The sequence below is a fragment of the Pseudomonas sp. P4_C3 genome (assembly GCF_056402075.1).
The window spans coordinates 1-19,122 of record NZ_JBFUIC010000028.1 but is presented as its reverse complement, the minus strand read 5'-3'; the positions used below and the strand labels follow the sequence as shown (position 1 = coordinate 19,122).

Annotated in this window: 16 protein-coding genes; 6 read left to right on the top strand and 10 right to left on the bottom strand. The window is 60.4% G+C overall.

What is annotated here, in order from left to right:
* Nucleotides 1–18 precede the first annotated feature (18 nt).
* From AC1DVH_RS07890 to AC1DVH_RS07850, 9 genes are all read right to left on the bottom strand, one after another.
* Nucleotides 19–3,471, bottom strand: a complete 3,453-nt coding sequence (locus AC1DVH_RS07890; RefSeq protein ID WP_477753315.1) for a GMC family oxidoreductase N-terminal domain-containing protein — start codon at nt 3,469–3,471, stop codon at nt 19–21.
* A 975-nt stretch (nt 3,472–4,446) separates the two neighbouring features.
* Nucleotides 4,447–5,568 carry a retropepsin-like aspartic protease gene (locus AC1DVH_RS07885; RefSeq protein WP_477753325.1) on the bottom strand — a complete coding sequence of 374 codons (1,122 nt, stop codon included), beginning with the start codon at nt 5,566–5,568 and terminating at the stop codon, nt 4,447–4,449.
* A 158-nt stretch (nt 5,569–5,726) separates the two neighbouring features.
* A complete protein-coding gene (locus AC1DVH_RS07880) occupies nt 5,727–6,293 on the bottom strand; it encodes an N-acetyltransferase family protein (protein WP_477753314.1) in 567 nt (188 codons plus the stop codon).
* 20 nt (nt 6,294–6,313) lie between these two features.
* A complete protein-coding gene (etfB, locus tag AC1DVH_RS07875; protein ID WP_108216968.1) occupies nt 6,314–7,084 on the bottom strand; it encodes an electron transfer flavoprotein subunit beta in 771 nt (256 codons plus the stop codon).
* A gap of 15 nt (nt 7,085–7,099) precedes the next feature.
* Entirely contained in the window at nt 7,100–8,320 is a 1,221-nt protein-coding gene (etfA, locus tag AC1DVH_RS07870; protein ID WP_477753313.1) for an electron transfer flavoprotein subunit alpha, read from the bottom strand.
* Nucleotides 8,320–10,269 (bottom strand): dimethylglycine demethylation protein DgcB, encoded by a 1,950-nt coding sequence (dgcB, locus tag AC1DVH_RS07865; protein ID WP_477753312.1) that lies wholly within the window; start codon nt 10,267–10,269, stop codon nt 8,320–8,322. The genes etfA and dgcB overlap by 1 nt, the downstream gene beginning before the upstream one ends.
* Nucleotides 10,270–10,452: 183 nt before the next feature.
* Nucleotides 10,453–12,513, bottom strand: coding sequence for a dimethylglycine demethylation protein DgcA (dgcA, locus tag AC1DVH_RS07860; RefSeq protein ID WP_477753311.1), 2,061 nt, complete (start codon nt 12,511–12,513; stop codon nt 10,453–10,455).
* Between the two features lie 15 nt (nt 12,514–12,528).
* On the bottom strand, nt 12,529–13,059 hold the full coding sequence (locus AC1DVH_RS07855) for a DUF5943 domain-containing protein (protein WP_007975505.1): 531 nt from the start codon (nt 13,057–13,059) through the stop codon (nt 12,529–12,531).
* Nucleotides 13,060–13,137: 78 nt separating this feature from the next.
* The gene (locus tag AC1DVH_RS07850; RefSeq protein WP_032829497.1) at nt 13,138–14,115 is read right to left on the bottom strand and encodes a dipeptidase; all 978 of its coding nucleotides are present in this window, start codon (nt 14,113–14,115) and stop codon (nt 13,138–13,140) included.
* Nucleotides 14,116–14,338: 223 nt separating this feature from the next.
* On the opposite strand from AC1DVH_RS07850, the gene AC1DVH_RS07845 reads away from it, so the two are divergent.
* The 4 genes from AC1DVH_RS07845 (at nt 14,339) to AC1DVH_RS07830 (ending at nt 15,965) form a co-directional block, all read left to right on the top strand.
* Complete coding sequence (locus AC1DVH_RS07845) at nt 14,339–14,740, top strand: lysozyme inhibitor LprI family protein (RefSeq protein ID WP_477753310.1); 402 nt, start codon at nt 14,339–14,341, stop codon at nt 14,738–14,740.
* Nucleotides 14,741–14,953: 213 nt separating this feature from the next.
* Nucleotides 14,954–15,208: a type II toxin-antitoxin system RelE family toxin gene (locus AC1DVH_RS07840; RefSeq protein WP_056726567.1), complete on the top strand. Its 255-nt coding sequence runs from the start codon at nt 14,954–14,956 to the stop codon at nt 15,206–15,208.
* Complete coding sequence (locus tag AC1DVH_RS07835) at nt 15,192–15,515, top strand: helix-turn-helix domain-containing protein (protein ID WP_477753309.1); 324 nt, start codon at nt 15,192–15,194, stop codon at nt 15,513–15,515. The genes AC1DVH_RS07840 and AC1DVH_RS07835 overlap by 17 nt, the downstream gene beginning before the upstream one ends.
* A 33-nt stretch (nt 15,516–15,548) precedes the next feature.
* The gene (locus tag AC1DVH_RS07830) at nt 15,549–15,965 is read left to right on the top strand and encodes a DUF3010 family protein (protein WP_429522175.1); all 417 of its coding nucleotides are present in this window, start codon (nt 15,549–15,551) and stop codon (nt 15,963–15,965) included.
* Between the two features lie 12 nt (nt 15,966–15,977).
* On the opposite strand, the gene AC1DVH_RS07825 is transcribed toward AC1DVH_RS07830, so the two are convergent.
* Nucleotides 15,978–16,922: a GlxA family transcriptional regulator gene (locus tag AC1DVH_RS07825; RefSeq protein WP_477753308.1), complete on the bottom strand. Its 945-nt coding sequence runs from the start codon at nt 16,920–16,922 to the stop codon at nt 15,978–15,980.
* A 224-nt stretch (nt 16,923–17,146) separates the two neighbouring features.
* Here AC1DVH_RS07825 and AC1DVH_RS07820 point away from each other — a divergent pair, with 224 nt between their 5' ends.
* Both AC1DVH_RS07820 and cdhC read left to right on the top strand, forming a co-directional pair.
* On the top strand, nt 17,147–18,091 hold the full coding sequence (locus AC1DVH_RS07820) for a choline ABC transporter substrate-binding protein (protein WP_116261445.1): 945 nt from the start codon (nt 17,147–17,149) through the stop codon (nt 18,089–18,091).
* A 95-nt stretch (nt 18,092–18,186) separates the two neighbouring features.
* Nucleotides 18,187–19,074, top strand: a complete 888-nt coding sequence (gene cdhC, locus AC1DVH_RS07815; RefSeq protein WP_008048151.1) for a 3-dehydrocarnitine:acetyl-CoA trimethylamine transferase CdhC — start codon at nt 18,187–18,189, stop codon at nt 19,072–19,074.
* The last annotated feature ends 48 nt before the right edge of the window (nt 19,075–19,122 follow it).

The following is a 19,122-nucleotide window of genomic DNA, read 5'->3' as shown; positions in this document are numbered from 1 at the left end:
AGCTCCTACGCGGTTGCGTCAGCCGAGGGCGGTTTTTTCCAGGTGTTGCAGGATGATCGGATACACATCCACCACCGCGTTCTTGCCGAACATGCAGTCGATGTGGCCGTAGCCCGGCACCACATGCCGGCTGTAGCGCTCCGGCCCGTGGGCCTTGCACACCCGCTCGTAGGTCTTGAGCGTGCTTTCCGGCAGGTAGCATTGGTTGTCGGCGCCGCTGATGAAGCAGATTGGCATGCTCAAGCGCTCAAAGTGCGGCATGTACACGTCATGCCCCTTGAAGTCCACTAGATGCCCCTTACGCACGATCAGCGCCAGATGCTCGAAGGTGTGCATGTTCGACTCACCGAACAGCTCGTGCAGGTTGTCGTGCAGGGTTTCATTGAGGGTGTCGTGGCGGTACAGCGAGGCGTACATGAAGGTGATGCGGTGGCACACCGGGTTGGTGCAGTAACCCTGGGCTTCGATCCGCGCATAGCCGTTGAGGGCTTTGTCGTAAAGCTTGTTGAACCAGTTCTCCTTACTGTCGGCGTAGGCCGTGAGTGATTTGACGCCGACCGCGTCGAGCATCCCCGGCAGGTGCAGCCCGGCCTTCAACCCTGTCGCAGTGGCGACCACGGTGTCGGCGGCAATTTGCGAGCAGACCACCGAGCGCACCCCTTGCAGCCCGGCCAGCAGCGACATGAAGAAAGTCGTCGCGCCGTAGCAATGCACCACGCACTGCACATCGTTAGCCTTGGTTTCCTGTTGGATCTGAGCGATGGCCGCCTTGAAATCGTATTGGGCGATCTGGTCGCCGTTCCATTCCTGTTTGCTCGCTGGTAGCAGAATGCTCACCCGCAAATCCAGCAACCAGACGTCGTAGTCATGCTTGCACAGGTATTCCAGCAGGTTGGTCTGGATCGTGTCGGTGGAGAAAATATTCGAGCCCACCCCCAAGCCATGCACCAGCATCACCGGGCCTTTTGTGCCGCCCTGATAGCGGGTCAGCCTTAGTTCGACGCCATCCTCGGTGGAGAAGAAATGCACACTCGGTGGCGGCGCATCCAGCGGCCGTTTCTGCCGCGGCGGTGCATCGGGGTTGAAGTAGATGTCACCGGCGAACACCCCGCCATAGCTTTCCCAGAGGATGCCGGCGAAGAACTTGCCGAAACGTGCCAAACCGTCGATGCGCTCGCGCTCGTTGCGGGCGTTGAGCACCTTCATGGTGGTCATCTGTTTGGCGAAATCGGTCGGGTGGATGTGCATCACCCCGGAGCCGATCACCTCGCCACTCTTGTCCGGCCCGCGATACAGCGTGATGTAGAGAGTGCTGGTGTCGTGCCAGATGTTCAGCACGCCATTGTCTTCCGGCACGGTTTTGAAGGCGCTGAAGAAATAATCACTGCCGTCCTCGGCGGTCAGCTTCATGTCGTAGTTCATGTGGCGCACGCCGACCTGTTGCTGATACTGCTCGAACAGGTTGAACACACCATTGCTGGCGGTCAGCGGCTCAGGCGACAACGCCAGCGCGTTAACCGTGCCGACCAGGGTTGCGGCGTGCTCCGGCTCCTTGATCATACGGTTGAGGTCGGCGGCGGTGATGGTCAGGGTGAAGTCGATCGGTGAATTGTCCGCTTCGCCACGCTTGGCCGCGGCTTCATAGACTTTCAGGTCGGTGCTTTGTGCAGCGGTGAAAGCCCGGGAGAAATAGCCCTTCATGGTTTCGGTGAACTGCACACCGAGGGTCTGCGGCACCGACGGTTTACGCGGCGCCGACGGCAGTCTGTAGTCGATGTGCCAGCCGCGATCAGCCGCCAGCAGACCCATATTGCGCTCGCTCACCGCCGAGATGGTCAGCAGCGGGTTGACCGCCAGCGACGTCGGGATCACCGCACCGTCGGTCACATACAACGAGGCGTACACATCGCTGCCGCTGGCACCACTGAACACCTGCCCCTTGTGGTTGACCACGCCTTGCGCCGCGTCCTCGCCCATCACGCAACCGCCCAACGGGTGTACCGAGACGATGCTGTGCTTGAGCAACTGGGTCCAGATCGGATTTTCCACCCAGATCCCGCCCAGCGCCTTGGTGCTCTGGTGCAGCCGTTGGTTGCCGAGTTTGACGTTTTCCTGCTCGCCGACACCCGGCCAGTCGATACGCAGCTGGTCCTTGCTGTCGAGCAGCATGCGTCCATTGCCGCTGTCGTGACTCATGATCAGGTAGGTCTGCATGTTGTGCAGCGCGCCGTAGTACGGGCCACGCAGGAAGCTCTCGACTTCGCGTTCCTTGTACTTCACCTTGGCGCTGAACGTGTCGTCGCTCGGTACGCCAAGCAACTCGGCGAATCCGGCCATGCTCGGCACCATCGGCCGGCCGAGGGCGCCAGGGATCGAACCTTCTTCGATGACCATGCGGCTGCGCCAATCGCCTTCGGTACGCATGTCGATGATCGAGGTAATGCAAGGACCGACCGGGTGCAGTTCCTTGGCCGGATGCGCGCCGAAACCGATACCGTTGATGCTCTGTTCGCAGTTGTGGCCGAAGCCGAGAATGTCGCCGTTGCCGCTCATGTTCTCGCCAAGCTGGCCAGACATTGCCAGGCCTTTGTCGCGAGAGCGCAGGAGGATTTCGGTGGAGCCAAGCGTGCCGGCAGAGACCACGACGATGTCGGCTTTGACGAACAGGGTCGGTGCGCAAAACTTTTCGCGACCGCTCTCCAGGTACTGGAAGTGCACGATCCAGCCATCGCCATCGCGCTCCAGATACCGCACTTGGGCTTGACAGAAAATCTCCGCACCGTGGTTCCAGGCGTCCGGCAGGTAATTCATCAGCGTGGTGTTCTTGGCCTTGTTGTTACAGCCCGAAACGCAGTCGCCGCAGTGGTTGCACGGCAGCTGCTCGACGCCGACGTGGTTGGTGTTGTTCGGCAGTTTGTCGAAGGTCACGTTGATCGGTGGCTTGTAGAAAAGTGCACCCTGCTTGAGGTAATCCGCGGATTTTTTGTTGGCGTCAAGTTTGGGCAGGTTCGGCGCAGTGTCCGGATAGGGATTGGGCTTGAGCATTTCCCGGGCGCGGGCGTAACCGTCCTTGAGCAGGGTGTCACGGTGTTCGCGCACTTCCAGCGGCCAGCGCGGGTCGTCAAACACCCCGGGCTCCGGCTCCAGGGAGACGTTGGCGTTGATCAGCGACGTTCCGCCGAGGCCGCAGCCCACCACCACGTTCTGTTGGGCATTGACGTGCAGGTCGAACAGCCCGGTGCGTGAACCGATGTGGCCGTCCGGATCGTGCACCTGCAGCTCTTCAGTGGCGGCGAGCATGGTGTTGGGGTACTCGCCGGGGCGGATTTCCCGACCGCGCTCCAGCAGGCACACCCGTTTACCGGCCCGGGACAGGCGCGACGCGGCAATGCCGCCGCCGTAACCGGAACCGATGACGATCACGTCGTAGTGTTCCTTGATCTCGCTGATGGGCGTTGCAATCCGTGTCATGAGTAGGTTCCTCTCAGGCGAATTGGGCAACTCTACGGTTGCCTGCAATCAATGGACGAACGGGCACCAAGCCTGCGGGCGAACCCGGCGGCGGCGCAGCGGTTTGGGCAGGATTCAGGCGCTATAGGCGAGCGCGCTGGTTGGCGGTACGACGCAGCGTGCGTTTGCGCGGCAACGGCGTCGTCAGCAAAGCGCGGAACGCGCAGGGAATGGGGGACGAGCGATGGGACTGGCTATCCATCATGTGTTCTCCCTGAACCTGATGTGGATAAGTGACGGCTGTCCTTGGTGCCATTGGAGTGAAGACAGGCGACAGAATGAAGTCAAGGTATTGCCCTAGAACTGTATGAAATCTGAGCTATCGCGTTGCGCACTATAGCCGGCGGGGCTTGCAGGGTTTGGCGAACAAGTTATCCACATAGCCACCCACAGCAAATGGGGACAACTATGGAAGTGCTGGAAACTTTCTCCACAGAAAACGAAGAAAATCCGTGACTTATTCAAAATCGGAGTTTTCTGCGGCAGCAGGTCATTTTTTAATCAACAGCACAGACACCACGTTCTACATGGCCTGTGGCGGATGACAAACACCTTATCCACAGAAGCGCCAACAGACTTTGGGGGCAACTTCCCGACTTCTGTGGAAAACCTCTGAAAGCCACGAAATATCTGCACTTGCCAGCGCTTCAACTGTAAAAGACAGCGGATTGGTCGTTTTTTGATCAAACTCATGAAAGTCACGTTTCATAAGGCCTGCAGCGGTAAGCGAACATCTTATCCACAGAAACGCCAACAGAGATTGGGGGCAAGTCGCAGCGCTCACGCGTCCTTATTCCCTGAAAAAGCCATGAAAAACCATAGCTTAGGCTGGTTATTTTTTGATCTTGTGGCTGTATCGCCCGGTTTTCACGGGCTGCAGCGATGGGCAAACAGGTTATCCACAGTGGCGCTAACAGGGATTGTGGGTAAAACGCATCAACCCTTGTTGAAACACGAGCGCCCCGACTCGATATCCAGATTCAACTCAAAGTCATTGAAGGCACGCCAGCCGAGCAAAATCGACGGCACGTACCGACCAAGCACCCATGACGGCGGGATGGTGAAGCGCGGGTAGTACTTGTAGGTAATGGGCATGCTATGGCCTGACAGATTCAGCAGGCCCTTGAAGGTCTGATAGCGTGGCTTGTCGGCAGAATCAACGGGGGAGTTGCCCGGCGAGGCCGACGTCAGGTAATCGACATTGCCGGTGTCGACGATGGCCCGGGTAACCCGATTATCCAGGCGTGCGGCGATGGTCAAGCGTTGATTGATGTCCATGCGGGTATACACAATCGACGATTCACAGCGCGCGGCAGGCACCGGGTTCAGTTCCAGGGTTCTGCGGGTGATTTTCAGGCGTCCCAACTTGCTGATCAGGTCCAGCCCCAACAAATTGTCCCGGTCGCTGACAAACACCAGCACATTCCTGAACTCGCTGCCTCCCACCTTTATCGAGTCAAGAATCCCCAGCCCGGCGGACAGGTCGCTCTCGCCATAAAAAGTGCTGTAGGCGTAGTGGGCGTCGGGCAACAGCCGGATCTCCATCAGCCTGGCGGTCTCGACATTGACCCGTGTTTGCGGGGCGCCGGTATCGAGTACGAAACGCGCCGAATGACCATTGGCCGCGTCGACATCGATGAAAGGCAGCACCTCGCTGGCAATGAAAGAGTCACTGGCATACGGATGAATCTTCAACACTTCGCGTTGCCCGGATCCTTTCACCGAGAACTCGCCGGTCCCTCTCAAGATCGAGAGGGACTGGTTGCCGAACATGGAAAACAACGCGTTCAGCTCCTGACTGGCCTCGATGGCACGGGCGTGTTTGCGCTTGACCGCCAGAACATAATCCGGCAACTGGTTGGCCGCTTTGGCTTCGAACATCCGGGCGATGACAGACACTGAACAACCGAGGTTCTTTTGTGCATCCAGCACCCTGTCACAGTGCTGGCGCATTTGCGCCAGGGAGGCGTTCTGTCCCTGCGCGGACTGCAGCCACTGATCGAAGTCCGGTTCGGGCTCAGGTCGCGTAGCGGCCATCGGCCCCGTCGACACGGCCATGCCCCATCCAAGCAGCAACACGCAGAGCTTTACAGGCTTCATGGGCAACCCACTCATAAAAACCGGGTTTTATGATCAAGCGCTGAAAACTCCGTAACACCCTGCCGCACCCTGCACAGCGCACAGTGAAAATGTAGTTCAACGAACAGGACCGGGCCCTAGGGCCGATACATCAGATAGGCTTCACCGGTAACCCGAATCATCGGATGCGGCGTGATCTGGCAGGTGTCGACGATACGGAAACCGTGACGCTCATAAAAACGCCGGGCGCCGGTATTCGCGGCGTAGTCGATCAGGCTCAGGCCATTGAGCCCTAGCCGGTTGGCCCGGTCGTAGGCGTAGGCGAGGAATTGCTTGCCCAACCCCTGGTTCCGCCAGCCTTCATGCAGCGCCAGGCTGGAAATATAGAGGGTGTCGGGGATTTCCATCGTGGCGTAGGGCGCCAACACCGGGTCGGTCACAGGAGCCGCCGACGGATCATGGCGCATCACGTAGCTGTGCAGCATGCCGACGACTTCCCCTTGTGCCTCGGCGATCAGACAATTCTGATAGGAAAAGTCCACATCATCGCGGGCATAGCGGGTGGCGCCGACATCCAGCAGGTCCTGGCCGGGTGCTGCCATCTGGCTCCAGATGTAATCTGCGGCGCCCTCCGATGAAATCTGGAACAACCGGGCAATCTCCCGCGCATCGCTGCGCAGGGCCGAACGAAACTCAACAGCCATTTATTTCCCCCAACGGACCGCTAGCGGACCACGCCTTCTTCAATCAACAACTTGAGTATCGCCTCAGCCCCAGCTTGCGCCGTAACGCCTTTGAGCACTTGTCCGCCACCGCCACTGGCTTTCGCCGTTGCGGCTTTCATACGATCGGCGCCGCTCTTGGCCTTGATTACCTTCAGGCGCTTGGGCCGTGGCTTGGCCGGTTGCAGGCTGGCGACCGCGAGCAATTGATCATCGATGACTTCAACTTCCTGCGCTTGCAGCACACCGCGTCGGGCCGGGCCGTAAGCGCTCTGGCGAGGCTTGGGCGCGGCGTTATCCACCGTTGCCAGAAACGGCAGGCGCACCTTCAGCCGCCGACGTTGACCGCGCGGCAAGGCCTGCAGCACCAGCGCCGAACCGCCGTCGATGGACTCGACCTGCGCCAGCCCCACCACCAGCGGCCAGCCCAGGCTTTCGGCCAGCAGGAACGGCAACATGCCCGAGCCTTCGCCGGTTTCCGCCTGGCTGCCGGTCAACACCACCTGAGCACCTGCATCACGCAGATACTCGGTCAGCGCCGGTAGCGCATCGGCGCCTTGCGGCTGCTCCAACACATGCAGTTGCTCCAGCCCCATGCCCAGGTAAGCGCGCAACGCAGGCTCGGCGATGTCGCCGGCATGCAGCACTTGCAGGTTATCCCCAGCCAGTTGCAGGCCCAGTTCTACCGCCCGCGCATCCTGTTCCGCGCGACGTGGCCGACCGGACGTCGGGTGGGCGCCGATGGACACCAGGCTGATGATTTTCGTGCTCATAACCCTTTCCTTCCCTTAAGCCGCATCGCGCTTGGCGTCGTTGCGATAAGCCTCTACCGCCTCGATCAAGGCTTGAAGAATCTCCGCGCTCTCACCGATCACCGAGAGGTCGGCACGCTTGATCATGTCGCAGCCAGGGTCGAGGTTGATCGCCACCACCTTGTCGCAGGCACCGATGCCTTGCAGGTGCTGGATCGCCCCGGAAATCCCCACCGCCACATAGACTCGTGCGGTGACCCAGGTGCCGGATGCCCCGACCTGACGATCGCGGGCCATGAAGCCGTCGTCCACCGCCACCCGCGAGGCGCCTTCGGTCGCGCCGAGGGCTTCGGCGGTCCTGTGGAAAAGTCCCCAGTCCTTGACCCCGTTGCCACCGGAGAAAATGAACTCTGCTTCAGCCATGGGGATTGCCGCTGGATCCACCGCCACCGCCCCCAGATCCTCGATGCGCGAGAGACTGCGGGCGACGGTTGTGGATAACTCCACCGGCAAGGCTTCGTGACGGGTTTCGCTGACCGGTTCGGCGCACTCGGCAGCCGCCAGAATCAAGCGCGCCAGCGGACGGGCAAGGTCTTGCAGGCCCGCACCGGCGCGGCCGATGCACTCCTGATCCTTGACCTGCCAGACCCGCGTGGCCGGGCGCTCGCCCAGTGCCGCGGCGAAACGTCGACCGAGTTCGCCACCGCCACTGCGGCTGTCCGGCAGCAACCAGTGACGCGGGCTGAACTGGTTATCCACAGCCCGCAGGCCCTGGACCCGTTGTTCCGGTGCATAACCGTTGAATTCGTCGCCCTCAAGCACTAGCAAGCGATCCACGCCAGCCGTAGCGAAGGCGTTTTCCTTGTGCTCACCGAAGACCACGGCCAATACCGCGCCGTCCTTGCCGGCCAACTGATGAGCCAGGCCGAGCAAGTCGCGGTCGTGGCTGCTCAAGCGACCGCCGACCATGTCCGGCACCACGCTGATGTAGAACGCGGGTGCAGGCACTTGATGCAGCGGCAATTGCACTTCAACTGCGGCCGAGCGTTTGGTCGCCCCGCCCTGCTGAGCGCCGCTGCGGTCGATTCGTTTGATGCCGTTGGGGCCGATAAAACCGATCCCGTGAGGATTCTTGCGGATGAGACCGTTAGGCCCCATCCAGCTGTGTTGCGCCGGTTGCATGGCCGCGTGCAGCGGGTGCAAGCGGTTGCGGGCGATCCATTCGGCGCGTGGGTCGCGGCGGATAATGTCGCTCATTAATGCACCTCCGCAGGTTCACGTTTGGCCGGTGCCGAAGGCTTTCCCGGCGTTGCGTCTTCGAGCAACGCATCGGCTACCAGTTCGGCGATGTCCTTGATCATTGGACGCGGTTCGACCACGCCTTCGAGCATCGCAGTGCACTGTGGACAACCCACGGCCACCAGTTCGGCGCCGGTTTCGCGGATATCGTCCATGCGCATGTCGGGAATACGTTGCTTGCCGGGAATGTCGGTGATCGGCGCGCCGCCACCACCGCCGCAGCAGCGCGAACGGAAGCCGGAACGTTGCATCTCTTTCACTTCGATCCCGAGGGCGCGCAACACCTGACGCGGCGCCTCGTACTCGCCGTTGTAGCGGCCGAGGTAGCACGGGTCGTGGTAGGTCACGCTGTCGCCTTTGTGCTGACCGAGATTGAGCGCGCCAGCATCGATGATTTCCGCCATGTAGGTGCTGTGGTGCTGCACCAGGTAGTTGCCATCGAAGGCACCGTACTCGTTTTTCAGCACGTGGAAGCTGTGCGGATCACAGGTGACGATGCGGTTGAAACTGTATTTGGCCAGGGTCTGGATGTTGCGTTTGGCCAACAGCTGGAAGGTCGCTTCGTCGCCCAGGCGCCGGGCCACGTCACCGCTGTCGCGCTCTTCGAGGCCGAGCACGGCGAAGTCGATTTTCGCCGCCTTGAGCACTTTGACGAACGCGCGCAGGGTGCGCTGGTTACGCATGTCGAAGGCGCCGTCGCCGACCCAGAACAGCACGTCGGTGGATTTCTTTTCGCTGAGCAGATTGAGGTTCAAATCTGCCGCCCAGTTCATCCGCCCGCCCGGCGCGAAACCGCCCGGGTTGTCAGTGGCGATCAGGTTTTCCAGGACTTCGGCGCCCTTGTTCGGGGTTGCGCCTTTTTCCAGGGTCAGATGGCGACGCATGTCGACGATGGCATCGACGTGCTCGATCATCATCGGGCATTCCTCGACACAGGCACGGCAGGTGGTGCACGACCACAGGGTTTCGGCGTCCACCAGACCGTTGACGATCGGTTGATGCGGATTGCCCGCGTGCTCACCGATGGCCTTGCCCGGATACGGACTGCCGGCGAACTTGGCATCGGTGCCACCGGCCAGGCCGACGACCATGTCCTGAATCAGTTTTTTCGGGTTCAGTGGCTGGCCGGCGGCGAACGCCGGGCATGCCGCTTCGCATTTACCGCACTGCACGCAAGCGTCGAAGCCGAGCAACTGGTTCCAGGTGAAATCCTTGGGTTTTTCCACGCCCAGTGGCGCAGTTGGGTCATTCAGGTCGAGCGGTTTCAGCCCCGTGGAACGGCCACCGCCGAAGCGTTCGGCGCGACGGTGCCAGGCCAGGTGCAAGGCACCGGCAAAGGCGTGTTTCATCGGCCCGCCCCAGGTCATGCCGAAGAACAGTTCCGACACGCCCCACAGCACGCCAACTCCGAGAGTCGCTGCCAACAGCCAGCCACCGAAGTTTTCCGGAAGGATCCCGGCCACCGGCAGGGTCAACAGGAAGAATGAAGCCGAGAACGCCAGCAGGCTTTTCGGCAGGCGCATCCACGGGCCTTTCGACAGACGCGACGGCGGATTGCGTCGACGCAGGTAAACAAAGATCGCGCCGACGAACATCACCGCTGTCATCAGCAGCAGCGCATAGCCGAGGAAGCGGTTATGCAGGCCGAAACCGTGCACCAGAATCGCCAGCACGATGGACGCTACCGCACCGCCCGCCGTGGCGACGTGGGTGTTGGCAATGTATTTGTCCCGCGCTACCACATGGTGCAAGTCGACCATGTAGCGCTTGGGCATGGCGAACAGGCCGCCGATCAGGTCGACTTTCGAAGCCCGGCCCCGGCGCCACATGGCCACCCGCCGCAACGCGCCCAGGACACCAAGGCCAAGGGCGGCGAACAACAGGATTGGAAGAAGGGTGTTCAACATGGTGAAGCTCCCAAAGACCGCAGGGTCTTGCAGGCCAAACTACCTGGATGCCTTGCCCGATTCCTTGTAGGAGCGAGCTTGCTCGCGAAAAACCTGAGAACGCCGCGCTAAGTCAGACTCCCCGCGTCATCGTTCACGTCCATCGCGAGCAAGCTCGCTCCTACAAGGGTTATGTGCAAGCTCTTAGAAATCCTTGCACAACCGCAGCGCGTCATAGATCGCCGCGTGGGTGTTGCGCTGGGCTACGCAGTCGCCGATACGGAACAGCAAGTAGCCGTCACCCGTGGTGCTCAGCGAAGGTTGCGGCTTGATCGCAAACAAGGCTTCGATGTCCATCTGGCCTTTGTTGCGCGAGCCTTCCTTCATGGCGTAGTAGATTTCTTCGTCCGGACGCACGCCGTTTTCGACGACGACCTGGTCCACCACCCGCTCCTCTTTGGCGCCGGTGTATTCGTTTTCCAGCACCGCCACCAGCTTGTCGCCTTCGCGGTAGACCTTCTCCAGCATCATGTCGCCGGTCATGATCACTTCTTTCGGGTACATGCTGCGGTAGTAAGTCGGGAACGACGTACCGCCAATGGCCACGCCCGGCTTGATGTCGTCGGTGACGATCTCGACCTGGCTGCCCTTGTYGGCGAGGAAGTCGGCCGTCGACATCCCGGTGAACTCGCAAATGGTGTCGTAGACCAGCACGTTCTTGCCCGGCGCAACCTTGCCGTCGAGGATGTCCCAGCTGCTGACCACCAGGCCTTCAGCCGCGCCCCAATGTTCGTTCTGTTCCAGGAATGGATGACCGCCGACAGCGAGCACCACCACGTCCGGACGCAGGTCGAGAATGGTCGCCGCATCCGCCGCCACGCCCAGGCGCAGGTCGACTTTCAAACGCGCCAGTTCCAGCTGGAACCAGCGAGTGATACCGGCGATCTGGTCCCGTTGTGGAGCTTTCGACGCGGTAGTGATCTGCCCACCGATAAATTCTTTCTTTTCGAACAGGGTCACGTCGTGGCCACGTTCGGCCGACACGCGAGCGGCTTCCATCCCGGCTGGGCCGGCACCGACTACCACCACCTTGCGTTTGACACCGGTGGTTTTCTCGATGATGTGCGGCACGCCCATGTATTCACGGGAGGTCGCGGCGTTCTGGATGCACAACACGTCCAGGCCCTGGTACTGACGGTCGATACAGTAGTTGGCGCCGACGCACTGCTTGATCTGGTCGACCTGGCCCATCTTGATCTTGGCGATCAGGTGCGGGTCGGCGATATGGGCGCGGGTCATGCCGACCATGTCGACGTAGCCACCCTCCAGAATACGGGTCGCCTGGTTCGGGTCCTTGATGTTCTGCGCGTGCAGTACAGGTGCCTTGACCACTTCCTTGATACCGGCCGCCAGATGCAGGAACGGCTCCGGTGGATAACTCATGTTGGGGATAACGTTGGCCAGGGTGTTGTGGGTGTCGCACCCTGAACCCACGACACCAATAAAATCGATCATGCCGGTGTCGTCGTAGTACTTGGCGATCTGCTTCATGTCCTCATGGGACAAGCCATCCGGGTGGAATTCATCACCGCACAGACGGATGCCGACGCAGAAATCCGGACCGACTTCCTTGCGCACAGCCTTGATCACTTCCAGGCCGAAACGCATGCGGTTCTCGAAGCTGCCGCCCCATTCGTCGGTACGCTTGTTGACCCGAGGGCTCCAGAACTGGTCGATCATGTGCTGGTGCACGGCGGACAATTCGACGCCGTCCAGGCCACCGGCCTTGGCCCGCGCCGCTGCCGTGGCGTAGTTGCCGATCACCCGCCAGATTTCTTCCGGCTCGATGGTCTTGCAGGTCGCACGGTGCACCGGCTCACGGATGCCCGACGGCGACAGCAGGGTTGGCCAGTKTTCGCCGTCCCAACGGGAACGACGGCCCATGTGGGTAATCTGGATCATGATCTTCGCGCCATGCTTGTGCATGGCATCGGCCAGGTTCTGGAAGTGCGGAATGATCCGGTCATCCGCCAGGTTCACCGACTTCCACCAGCCTTGCGGGCTGTCGATGGCCACGCTGGAGGAGCCACCGCAAATCGCCAGGCCGATCCCGCCCTTGGCTTTCTCTTCGTAATACTTGACGTACCGGTCGGTGGTCATGCCGCCGTCGGTAGCATAAACCTCGGCGTGCGCGGTGCTGAGCACGCGGTTACGGATGGTCAGTTTGCCGATCTGGATCGGCTGGAACATTGCTTCGAAAGCCATGGCGGGTTCCTCGACTTACAACGGCTTGACGATGAACAAGCCGTCTTCGTGGCCCTCTTCGGAGCCACCGTAGACTTGCTCGGCCACGGTACGGATCTTGCTGCCGCGAGCGGCGAGGATCTGGTCCATCGCGCCTGCAAACCAGCCAGTGAACATGTAGTCGACCTTACGCCCGACCTTGCCGTACACGTAGACGAATGCCGAGTGTTCGAGCTTGACGCTGGCGGTGCCTTTGTCGAGGTCGATGTCCTGGATCTTGAACAGGCCCCAGCCGCGCTGCGACAGGCGCTTCATGTAGTGTTCGAACACCGCGACGCCTTCCAGGCCGTGGCATTCGGCTTCTTTTTCACACCAGTGCCAGGCAGACTTGTAGCCGGCCTTGTAGAGGATTTCGGCGTAGGCTTCAGCGCCCAGCACTTCCTCGATGCCCATGTGGTTGTTGACGAAGAAATGGCGTGGCACGTACAGCATCGGCAGGGCGTCGGAGGTCCAGACACCGGTTTCGCTGTCGACTTCGATTGGCAATTGCGGGGCGATCTTGGCCATGGAAACTTAACTCCAGAAAATTCGTTGTGTTGCCCGCTGCACGGACGGCAGCGGGAAAGGATTCAGAGATGCGGTGGCTTATTCGCCCCAAACGTCCTTGAGGACATTCACCCAGTTCTCACCCATGATCTTGCGCACCACGCGCTCGGAGTGGCCGCGCTTGAGCAGGGTCTCGGTCAGGTTCGGGAACTCGCCCACGGTGCGGATGCCCAGCGGATTGATGATCTTGCCGAAGCTGGTCAGGCGGCGGGCGTAGCCCTTGTCGTGGGTCAGGTATTCGAAGAAGTCCTGGCCATGGCCCTGGGTGAAGTCGGTGCCGATGCCGATGGCGTCTTCGCCGACGATGTTCATCACGTATTCGATGGCTTCGGCGTAGTCGTCGATGGTCGAATCGATGCCCTTGGCCAGGAACGGCGCGAACATGGTCACGCCGACAAAGCCGCCGTGGTCGGCAATGAACTTGAGTTCTTCATCGGACTTGTTGCGCGGGTGCTCCTTGAGCCCCGACGGCAGGCAGTGGGAGTAGCAGACCGGCTTCTTCGATTCGAGGATGACTTCTTCGGAAGTCTTGGAACCGACGTGGGACAGGTCGCACATCACGCCAACCCGGTTCATCTCGGCGACGATTTCACGACCGAAGCCCGACAGGCCGCCGTCACGCTCGTAGCAACCGGTGCCCACCAGGTTCTGGGTGTTGTAGCACATCTGCACGATACCGACGCCCAGCTGCTTGAAGACTTCGACATAGCCGATCTGGTCTTCAAAGGCGTGGGCATTCTGGAAGCCGAAAAGGATGCCGGTCTTGCCCTGCTCCTTGGCTTTACGGATGTCGGCGGTGGTGCGGACCGGAATCACCAGGTCGCTGTTCTCGCGGATCAGCTTCTGGCTCGCGGCGATGTTGTTGACGGTGGCCTGGAAGCCCTCCCACACCGACACGGTGCAGTTGGCCGCGGTCAGACCGCCCTTGCGCATGTCTTCGAACAGTTCACGGTTCCACTTGGCAATAATCAGCCCGTCGATAACGATGCTGTCGGCGTGCAATTCGGCTGGGCTCATCAGGCTGTCCCCTTATTAGCGATTCATGCGCCGAATCGTCTGCCGGCGCTTTGGGCCAGCATATGCCTCGGTGCCCAAGCAGCCGGGTGCAAAAACGACAGGGGAATTGCCGAAAGCGTCAATCCACGACAAAGGGTCGTCGCCAGGCACTATCACCGACCTGTTCAAGGCCCTCGGCTTGGGCCAGAATTCGCCGCATCACTGGAATAGAGCGGCGACCTGAATGAAATCCATCCTTCTGGCTTTGGCACTGATTGCGACCGGCGTACACGCAGCCGAGGTGGCCGACGACAACCCGTGCGACAAAGTTGAAAACGACGTCCAGACCCTCGAGTGCTCGGCCTTCAGCAAAACCACCGCCGAAGACCTGCTCAAGGAAAACCTCCAGGGCCTGAACGACCGCATGCAGTCGCAGTACGGCAAAAACCCGTCGCAACTGGCCGACATCGCCGCCAAGATCAAAGCCGCCCAACAGCAATGGCTGAAGACCCGCGACGCAGATTGCGCCGTCGAAGCCTTCCCGGCCACCGCTGGCAGCAAGGCGTTCACCATTGCCCAGAACGATTGCGTGGCGCGGATGAGCGACGAGCGGTCGGAGTTTTTGGAGTCGATTGGGCAGGAATAGTCCTGAATGTCTCACTGAAAGCTGGCACTACCACCAGCTTTCAATCGCCAAAAAAACCTTTTCCCACAACGCACTCTGATCTGACCTACAGCTTCCGTCCAAAGCCGCTGTTCTGCGGACTTGTCACGCAACATGCCGACAAATGTTGTTGATGGCCAACCATAAAAATATAAGCAAAGATTCGCAAATCTTATAAAAGACTTATATTCTTCCATGAACAGCATTCACTGGACTCGAAAGGCCGTTAAGCAACTCTTGAGATTGCATTCCGTTCACCAGATTCAGGTTCGTGATGCCATCACGGCGCTCGCTGGCATGCCTGAGGCAGGCAATGTCAAAGCACTGGTCGGTCATGACTACGCTTATCGGCTGCGTGTCGGTAATTACCGGGTCATGTTTGATTGGGATGGCGCGATCAAAGTGGTCAGTATTCAAGAGGTCAAAAAACGCGATGAACGCACCTACTGACATTCAAATCATCAACGACGCCGAAGGCAATCCAGCCTTCGTGGTCATTCCCTATGCACAATACGTGGCGCAGAAAATCGAGCCCGACTTGATCCCCCATGAGGTGGTGAGCCGTATCGTCGATGGCGCTACCCCTATCCGCGCCTGGCGCGAACACTTGAACCTTACCCAGGATGAAGTGGCCAAACGCATGGGCATAACCCAGCCTGCCTTTGCCCAACAGGAAACAGTCGCCAGACCCCGTAAAGCCACTCGCGAAAAAATCGCTTTGGCGTTTGGCATCACCGCCAGCCAGCTTGAGCTGTAAGCTGCACACCCTCTGTCACTAATGGGATTGAACATGAAAGTCTGCGGCATCGAAATCAAAGGCAGCGAAGCGATCATCGCCGTGGCCACGCTGGACGGTCAGGCGCTGGGCCATGTCGCGCTCGCCACCAAGAAAATTGCCTTGGACGATGACGACGAAGCCGCCAACGTCAAAGTGTTCGCCGCTCAGGTCGCTTCGTTTGTCCGCGAGAATTCCATCGACCGCATCGCGATCAAGAAGCGCAGCAAGAAAGGCGAGTTCGCTGGCGGGCCGACGACGTTCAAGATCGAAGGGGTTTTTCAGTTGCTGGAAAATTGCGAGGTGACCTTGCTGTCGCCGCAGACCATCAATGCCCAGGCCAAGAAGCACAACTTCGAACTGCCGGGAACGCTGAACAAGTATCAGCATGAGGCTTACAAAGCGGCGTGTTCGGCGTTGGTGAAAAAATAAAATAAAAGATCTTTATGCCTTGGCGGTGCGTCGATCCTCCCGCGGGCACCGCTCATACTTCGCCCGATAACTGCGGGTGAAATACGACGGCGACTCAAACCCGCAGGCAATGCTCACTTCCAGCACGCTCATGTCGGTCTGACGGAGCAACTGCCGCGCTTTTTCCAACCGTAACCGCAAGTAGAAATTGCTCGGTGTGTCATTCAGATGCAGGCGAAACAGGCGCTCCAGCTGCCGCCGCGTCACCTTGATCGATTCCGCCAGTTCCAGCGTGCTCAGCGGCGGTTCGCTGTGCTGCTCCATCTCGCCAATCACATGCACCAGCTTCTTGTTGCTGATGCCATAGCGCGTGGCGACTTCCATGCGCTGGTGGTCTTTGCGCGGGCGGATGCGGCCTAGCACGAATTGCTCACTGACCTGGATCGCCAGATCGGGGCCGTGGGCCTGGGCGATCAGATCCAGCATCAGATCGATGGAAGCGGTGCCGCCGGCGGAGGTGATGCGCCGGCGATCGATCTCGAACAGCTCCTGGGTGACGCTGAGCTGTGGATAAGATTCCTTGAAGGCGTCGATGGCTTCCCAGTGCAGGGTCAGGCGATGGCCGTCGAGCAGCCCCGCCTCGGCGAGGATGAAGCTGCCGGTGTCGATGGCGCCCAGGGTCACGCCTTCGTGGTCCAGGCGGCGCAGCCAGTGTTCCAGCGCCGGGGTGGTGAACTTCAGGGGCTCGAACCCGGCGACCACCAACAGCGTCGCGCCTTTTTTCAACGGTTCCAGCGCCGCGTCGGCGTTGACCGACATGCCGTTACTGGCCAGCACAGCCCCACCATCGGCGCTCAGCACATGCCAGCGGTACAACTCGCCAYGAAAGCGATTGGCAACCCGCAACGGCTCGATGGCCGAGATAAATCCGATGGCCGAGAAACCCGGCATCAACAAGAAGTAGAAATCCTGGGACATGGAGCGCACTCGCTTAGCAGGTAACAGGAGGCCAGGTAACGAGAGGGCGGGCAGCGTAGGGAAGTTGATACGCCACTTGCGAGCGGCATTCAAGAGCACAGGTCGCTGCAGTGCAAGAGCTGGTCGCCGCAGTGCGCTTTCATCGGTGCTTTGCTGCGTAACTTGGCATCACCGGCGCATCAGACACCGGAACTCACAATAAACGAACTGCCGAGGAACCTGAGATGAAACGACTGATCAGCAGCTGTGTTCTTGCACTCAGTGGTACCGCTTTGCTGAGCGCCAGTGTCATGGCCGCCGAACCCGCCGCGTGCCAGAACGTGCGCATGGGTGTAGTGAACTGGACCGACGTGATCGCCACCAGTGCCATGACCCAGGTATTGCTCGATGGCCTCGGCTACAGCACCAAACAAACCAGCGCCTCCCAGCAAATCATTTTTGCCGGGATCCGCGACCAGCGTCTGGACCTGTTCCTCGGCTACTGGAACCCGCTGATGACCCAGACCATCACCCCGTTCGTCGACGCCAAACAGGTCAAGGTGCTTGAAGCGCCAAGCCTGCAGGATGCCCGCGCGACCCTCGCCGTGCCGACCTACCTCGCCGACAAGGGCCTGAAAACTTTCGCTGACATCGCCAAGTTCGAAAAAGAACTGGGCGGCAAGATCTACGGCATCGAGCCTGGCTCGGGCGCCAACACCCAGATCAAGGCGATGATCTCCAAGAATCAGTTTGGCCTCGGCAAGTTCCAGCTGGTCGAGTCCAGCGAAGCCGGCATGCTCGCCGCCGTGGATCGCGCCGTACGTCGCAACGAAGCCGTGGTGTTCTTCGGCTGGGCGCCGCACCCGATGAACGTCAACGTGAAAATGACCTACCTCACCGGCAGTGAAAACGCCCTTGGGCCGGACGAAGGCAAGGCCACGGTGTGGACCGTCACTGCACCGACATACGCCGAACAATGCCCGAACATCGGTCGCCTGCTGAGCAACCTGACGTTCACCGCCGAAGACGAGAGCCGGATGATGCAGCCGCTGCTGGATCACAAGGACGCTTTCGAGTCGGCCAAACAATGGATCAAGGATCACCCGCAGGACAAAAAGCGCTGGCTTGAAGGCGTCACCACCTTCGATGGCAAACCGGCCGCTGAAAACCTGCAACTGACCAGTAAATAAACCCGAACGAACCACCGACTCGCAGCTCCAACGGGCTGCGAACGGGACCACCACGCCTGGCCAAAACCAAAAACTCGCCTGTAAGGAACTGCCTCATGAACCACGACGTCATCATCACCTGCGCACTCACCGGTGCTGGCGACACGACCGCCAAGAGCCCACACGTGCCGGTCACCCCGAAACAAATCGCCGCTGCTGCCGTGGAAGCCGCCAAGGCCGGCGCCACCGTGGTTCACTGCCATGTGCGTGACCCGCAAACCGGCAAGTTCAGCCGTGACGTGGCGCTGTACCGCGAAGTGATGGAGCGCATCCGCGAGGCGGACGTGGACATCATCGTCAACCTCACCGCTGGCATGGGCGGCGACCTGGAGATCGGTGCCGGCGAGAATCCGATGGAATTCGGCCCGAACACCGACCTGGTCGGCCCGTTGACCCGCCTGGCCCATGTCGAAGAACTGCTGCCGGAAATCTGTACCCTCGACTGCGGCACCCTGAACTTCGGCGACGGCGACACCATTTACGTGTCCACCCCGGCCCAGCTGCGTGCCGGTGCCAAACGCATTCAAGAGCTGGGCGTTAAAGCCGAGCTGGAAATTTTCGACACCGGTCATCTGTGGTTCGCCAAGCAGATGATCAAGGAAGGCCTGCTCGACAACCCGCTGTTCCAACTCTGCCTGGGTATCCCTTGGGGCGCGCCAGCGGACACCACCACCATGAAAGCCATGGTCGACAACCTGCCGGCCGACGCGGTCTGGGCTGGCTTCGGTATCGGCCGCATGCAGATGCCGATGGCGGCGCAAGCGGTGTTGCTCGGCGGCAACGTACGGGTCGGGCTGGAAGACAACCTGTGGCTGGACAAGGGCGTGCTGGCGACCAACGGCCAACTGGTCGAGCGCGCAGGCGAAATCCTCAGCCGCCTCGGTGCCCGCGTCCTGACCCCGGCTGAAGGCCGGGCAAAAATGGGCCTGACCAAGCGCGGTTGATCCCAAACACAAAACCTGTAGGAGCTGCCGCAGGCTGCGATCTTTTGA

Excerpts from the sequence above, each read along its gene's own strand:
- AC1DVH_RS07840 (WP_056726567.1), top strand. The coding sequence starts at position 14,954 with ATGAACAGCATTCACTGGACTCGAAAGGCCGTTAAGCAACTCTTGAGA.
- AC1DVH_RS07845 (WP_477753310.1), top strand. The coding sequence starts at position 14,339 with ATGAAATCCATCCTTCTGGCTTTGGCACTGATTGCGACCGGCGTACAC.
- AC1DVH_RS07830 (WP_429522175.1), top strand. The coding sequence starts at position 15,549 with ATGAAAGTCTGCGGCATCGAAATCAAAGGCAGCGAAGCGATCATCGCC.
- AC1DVH_RS07820 (WP_116261445.1), top strand. The coding sequence starts at position 17,147 with ATGAAACGACTGATCAGCAGCTGTGTTCTTGCACTCAGTGGTACCGCT.
- etfB (WP_108216968.1), bottom strand. The coding sequence starts at position 7,084 with ATGAGCACGAAAATCATCAGCCTGGTGTCCATCGGCGCCCACCCGACG.
- dgcB (WP_477753312.1), bottom strand. The coding sequence starts at position 10,269 with ATGTTGAACACCCTTCTTCCAATCCTGTTGTTCGCCGCCCTTGGCCTT.
- cdhC (WP_008048151.1), top strand. The coding sequence starts at position 18,187 with ATGAACCACGACGTCATCATCACCTGCGCACTCACCGGTGCTGGCGAC.
- AC1DVH_RS07890 (WP_477753315.1), bottom strand. The coding sequence starts at position 3,471 with ATGACACGGATTGCAACGCCCATCAGCGAGATCAAGGAACACTACGAC.
- AC1DVH_RS07850 (WP_032829497.1), bottom strand. The coding sequence starts at position 14,115 with ATGAGCCCAGCCGAATTGCACGCCGACAGCATCGTTATCGACGGGCTG.
- AC1DVH_RS07855 (WP_007975505.1), bottom strand. The coding sequence starts at position 13,059 with ATGGCCAAGATCGCCCCGCAATTGCCAATCGAAGTCGACAGCGAAACC.
- AC1DVH_RS07880 (WP_477753314.1), bottom strand. The coding sequence starts at position 6,293 with ATGGCTGTTGAGTTTCGTTCGGCCCTGCGCAGCGATGCGCGGGAGATT.
- AC1DVH_RS07885 (WP_477753325.1), bottom strand. The coding sequence starts at position 5,568 with ATGGCCGTGTCGACGGGGCCGATGGCCGCTACGCGACCTGAGCCCGAA.
- AC1DVH_RS07835 (WP_477753309.1), top strand. The coding sequence starts at position 15,192 with ATGAACGCACCTACTGACATTCAAATCATCAACGACGCCGAAGGCAAT.
- etfA (WP_477753313.1), bottom strand. The coding sequence starts at position 8,320 with ATGAGCGACATTATCCGCCGCGACCCACGCGCCGAATGGATCGCCCGC.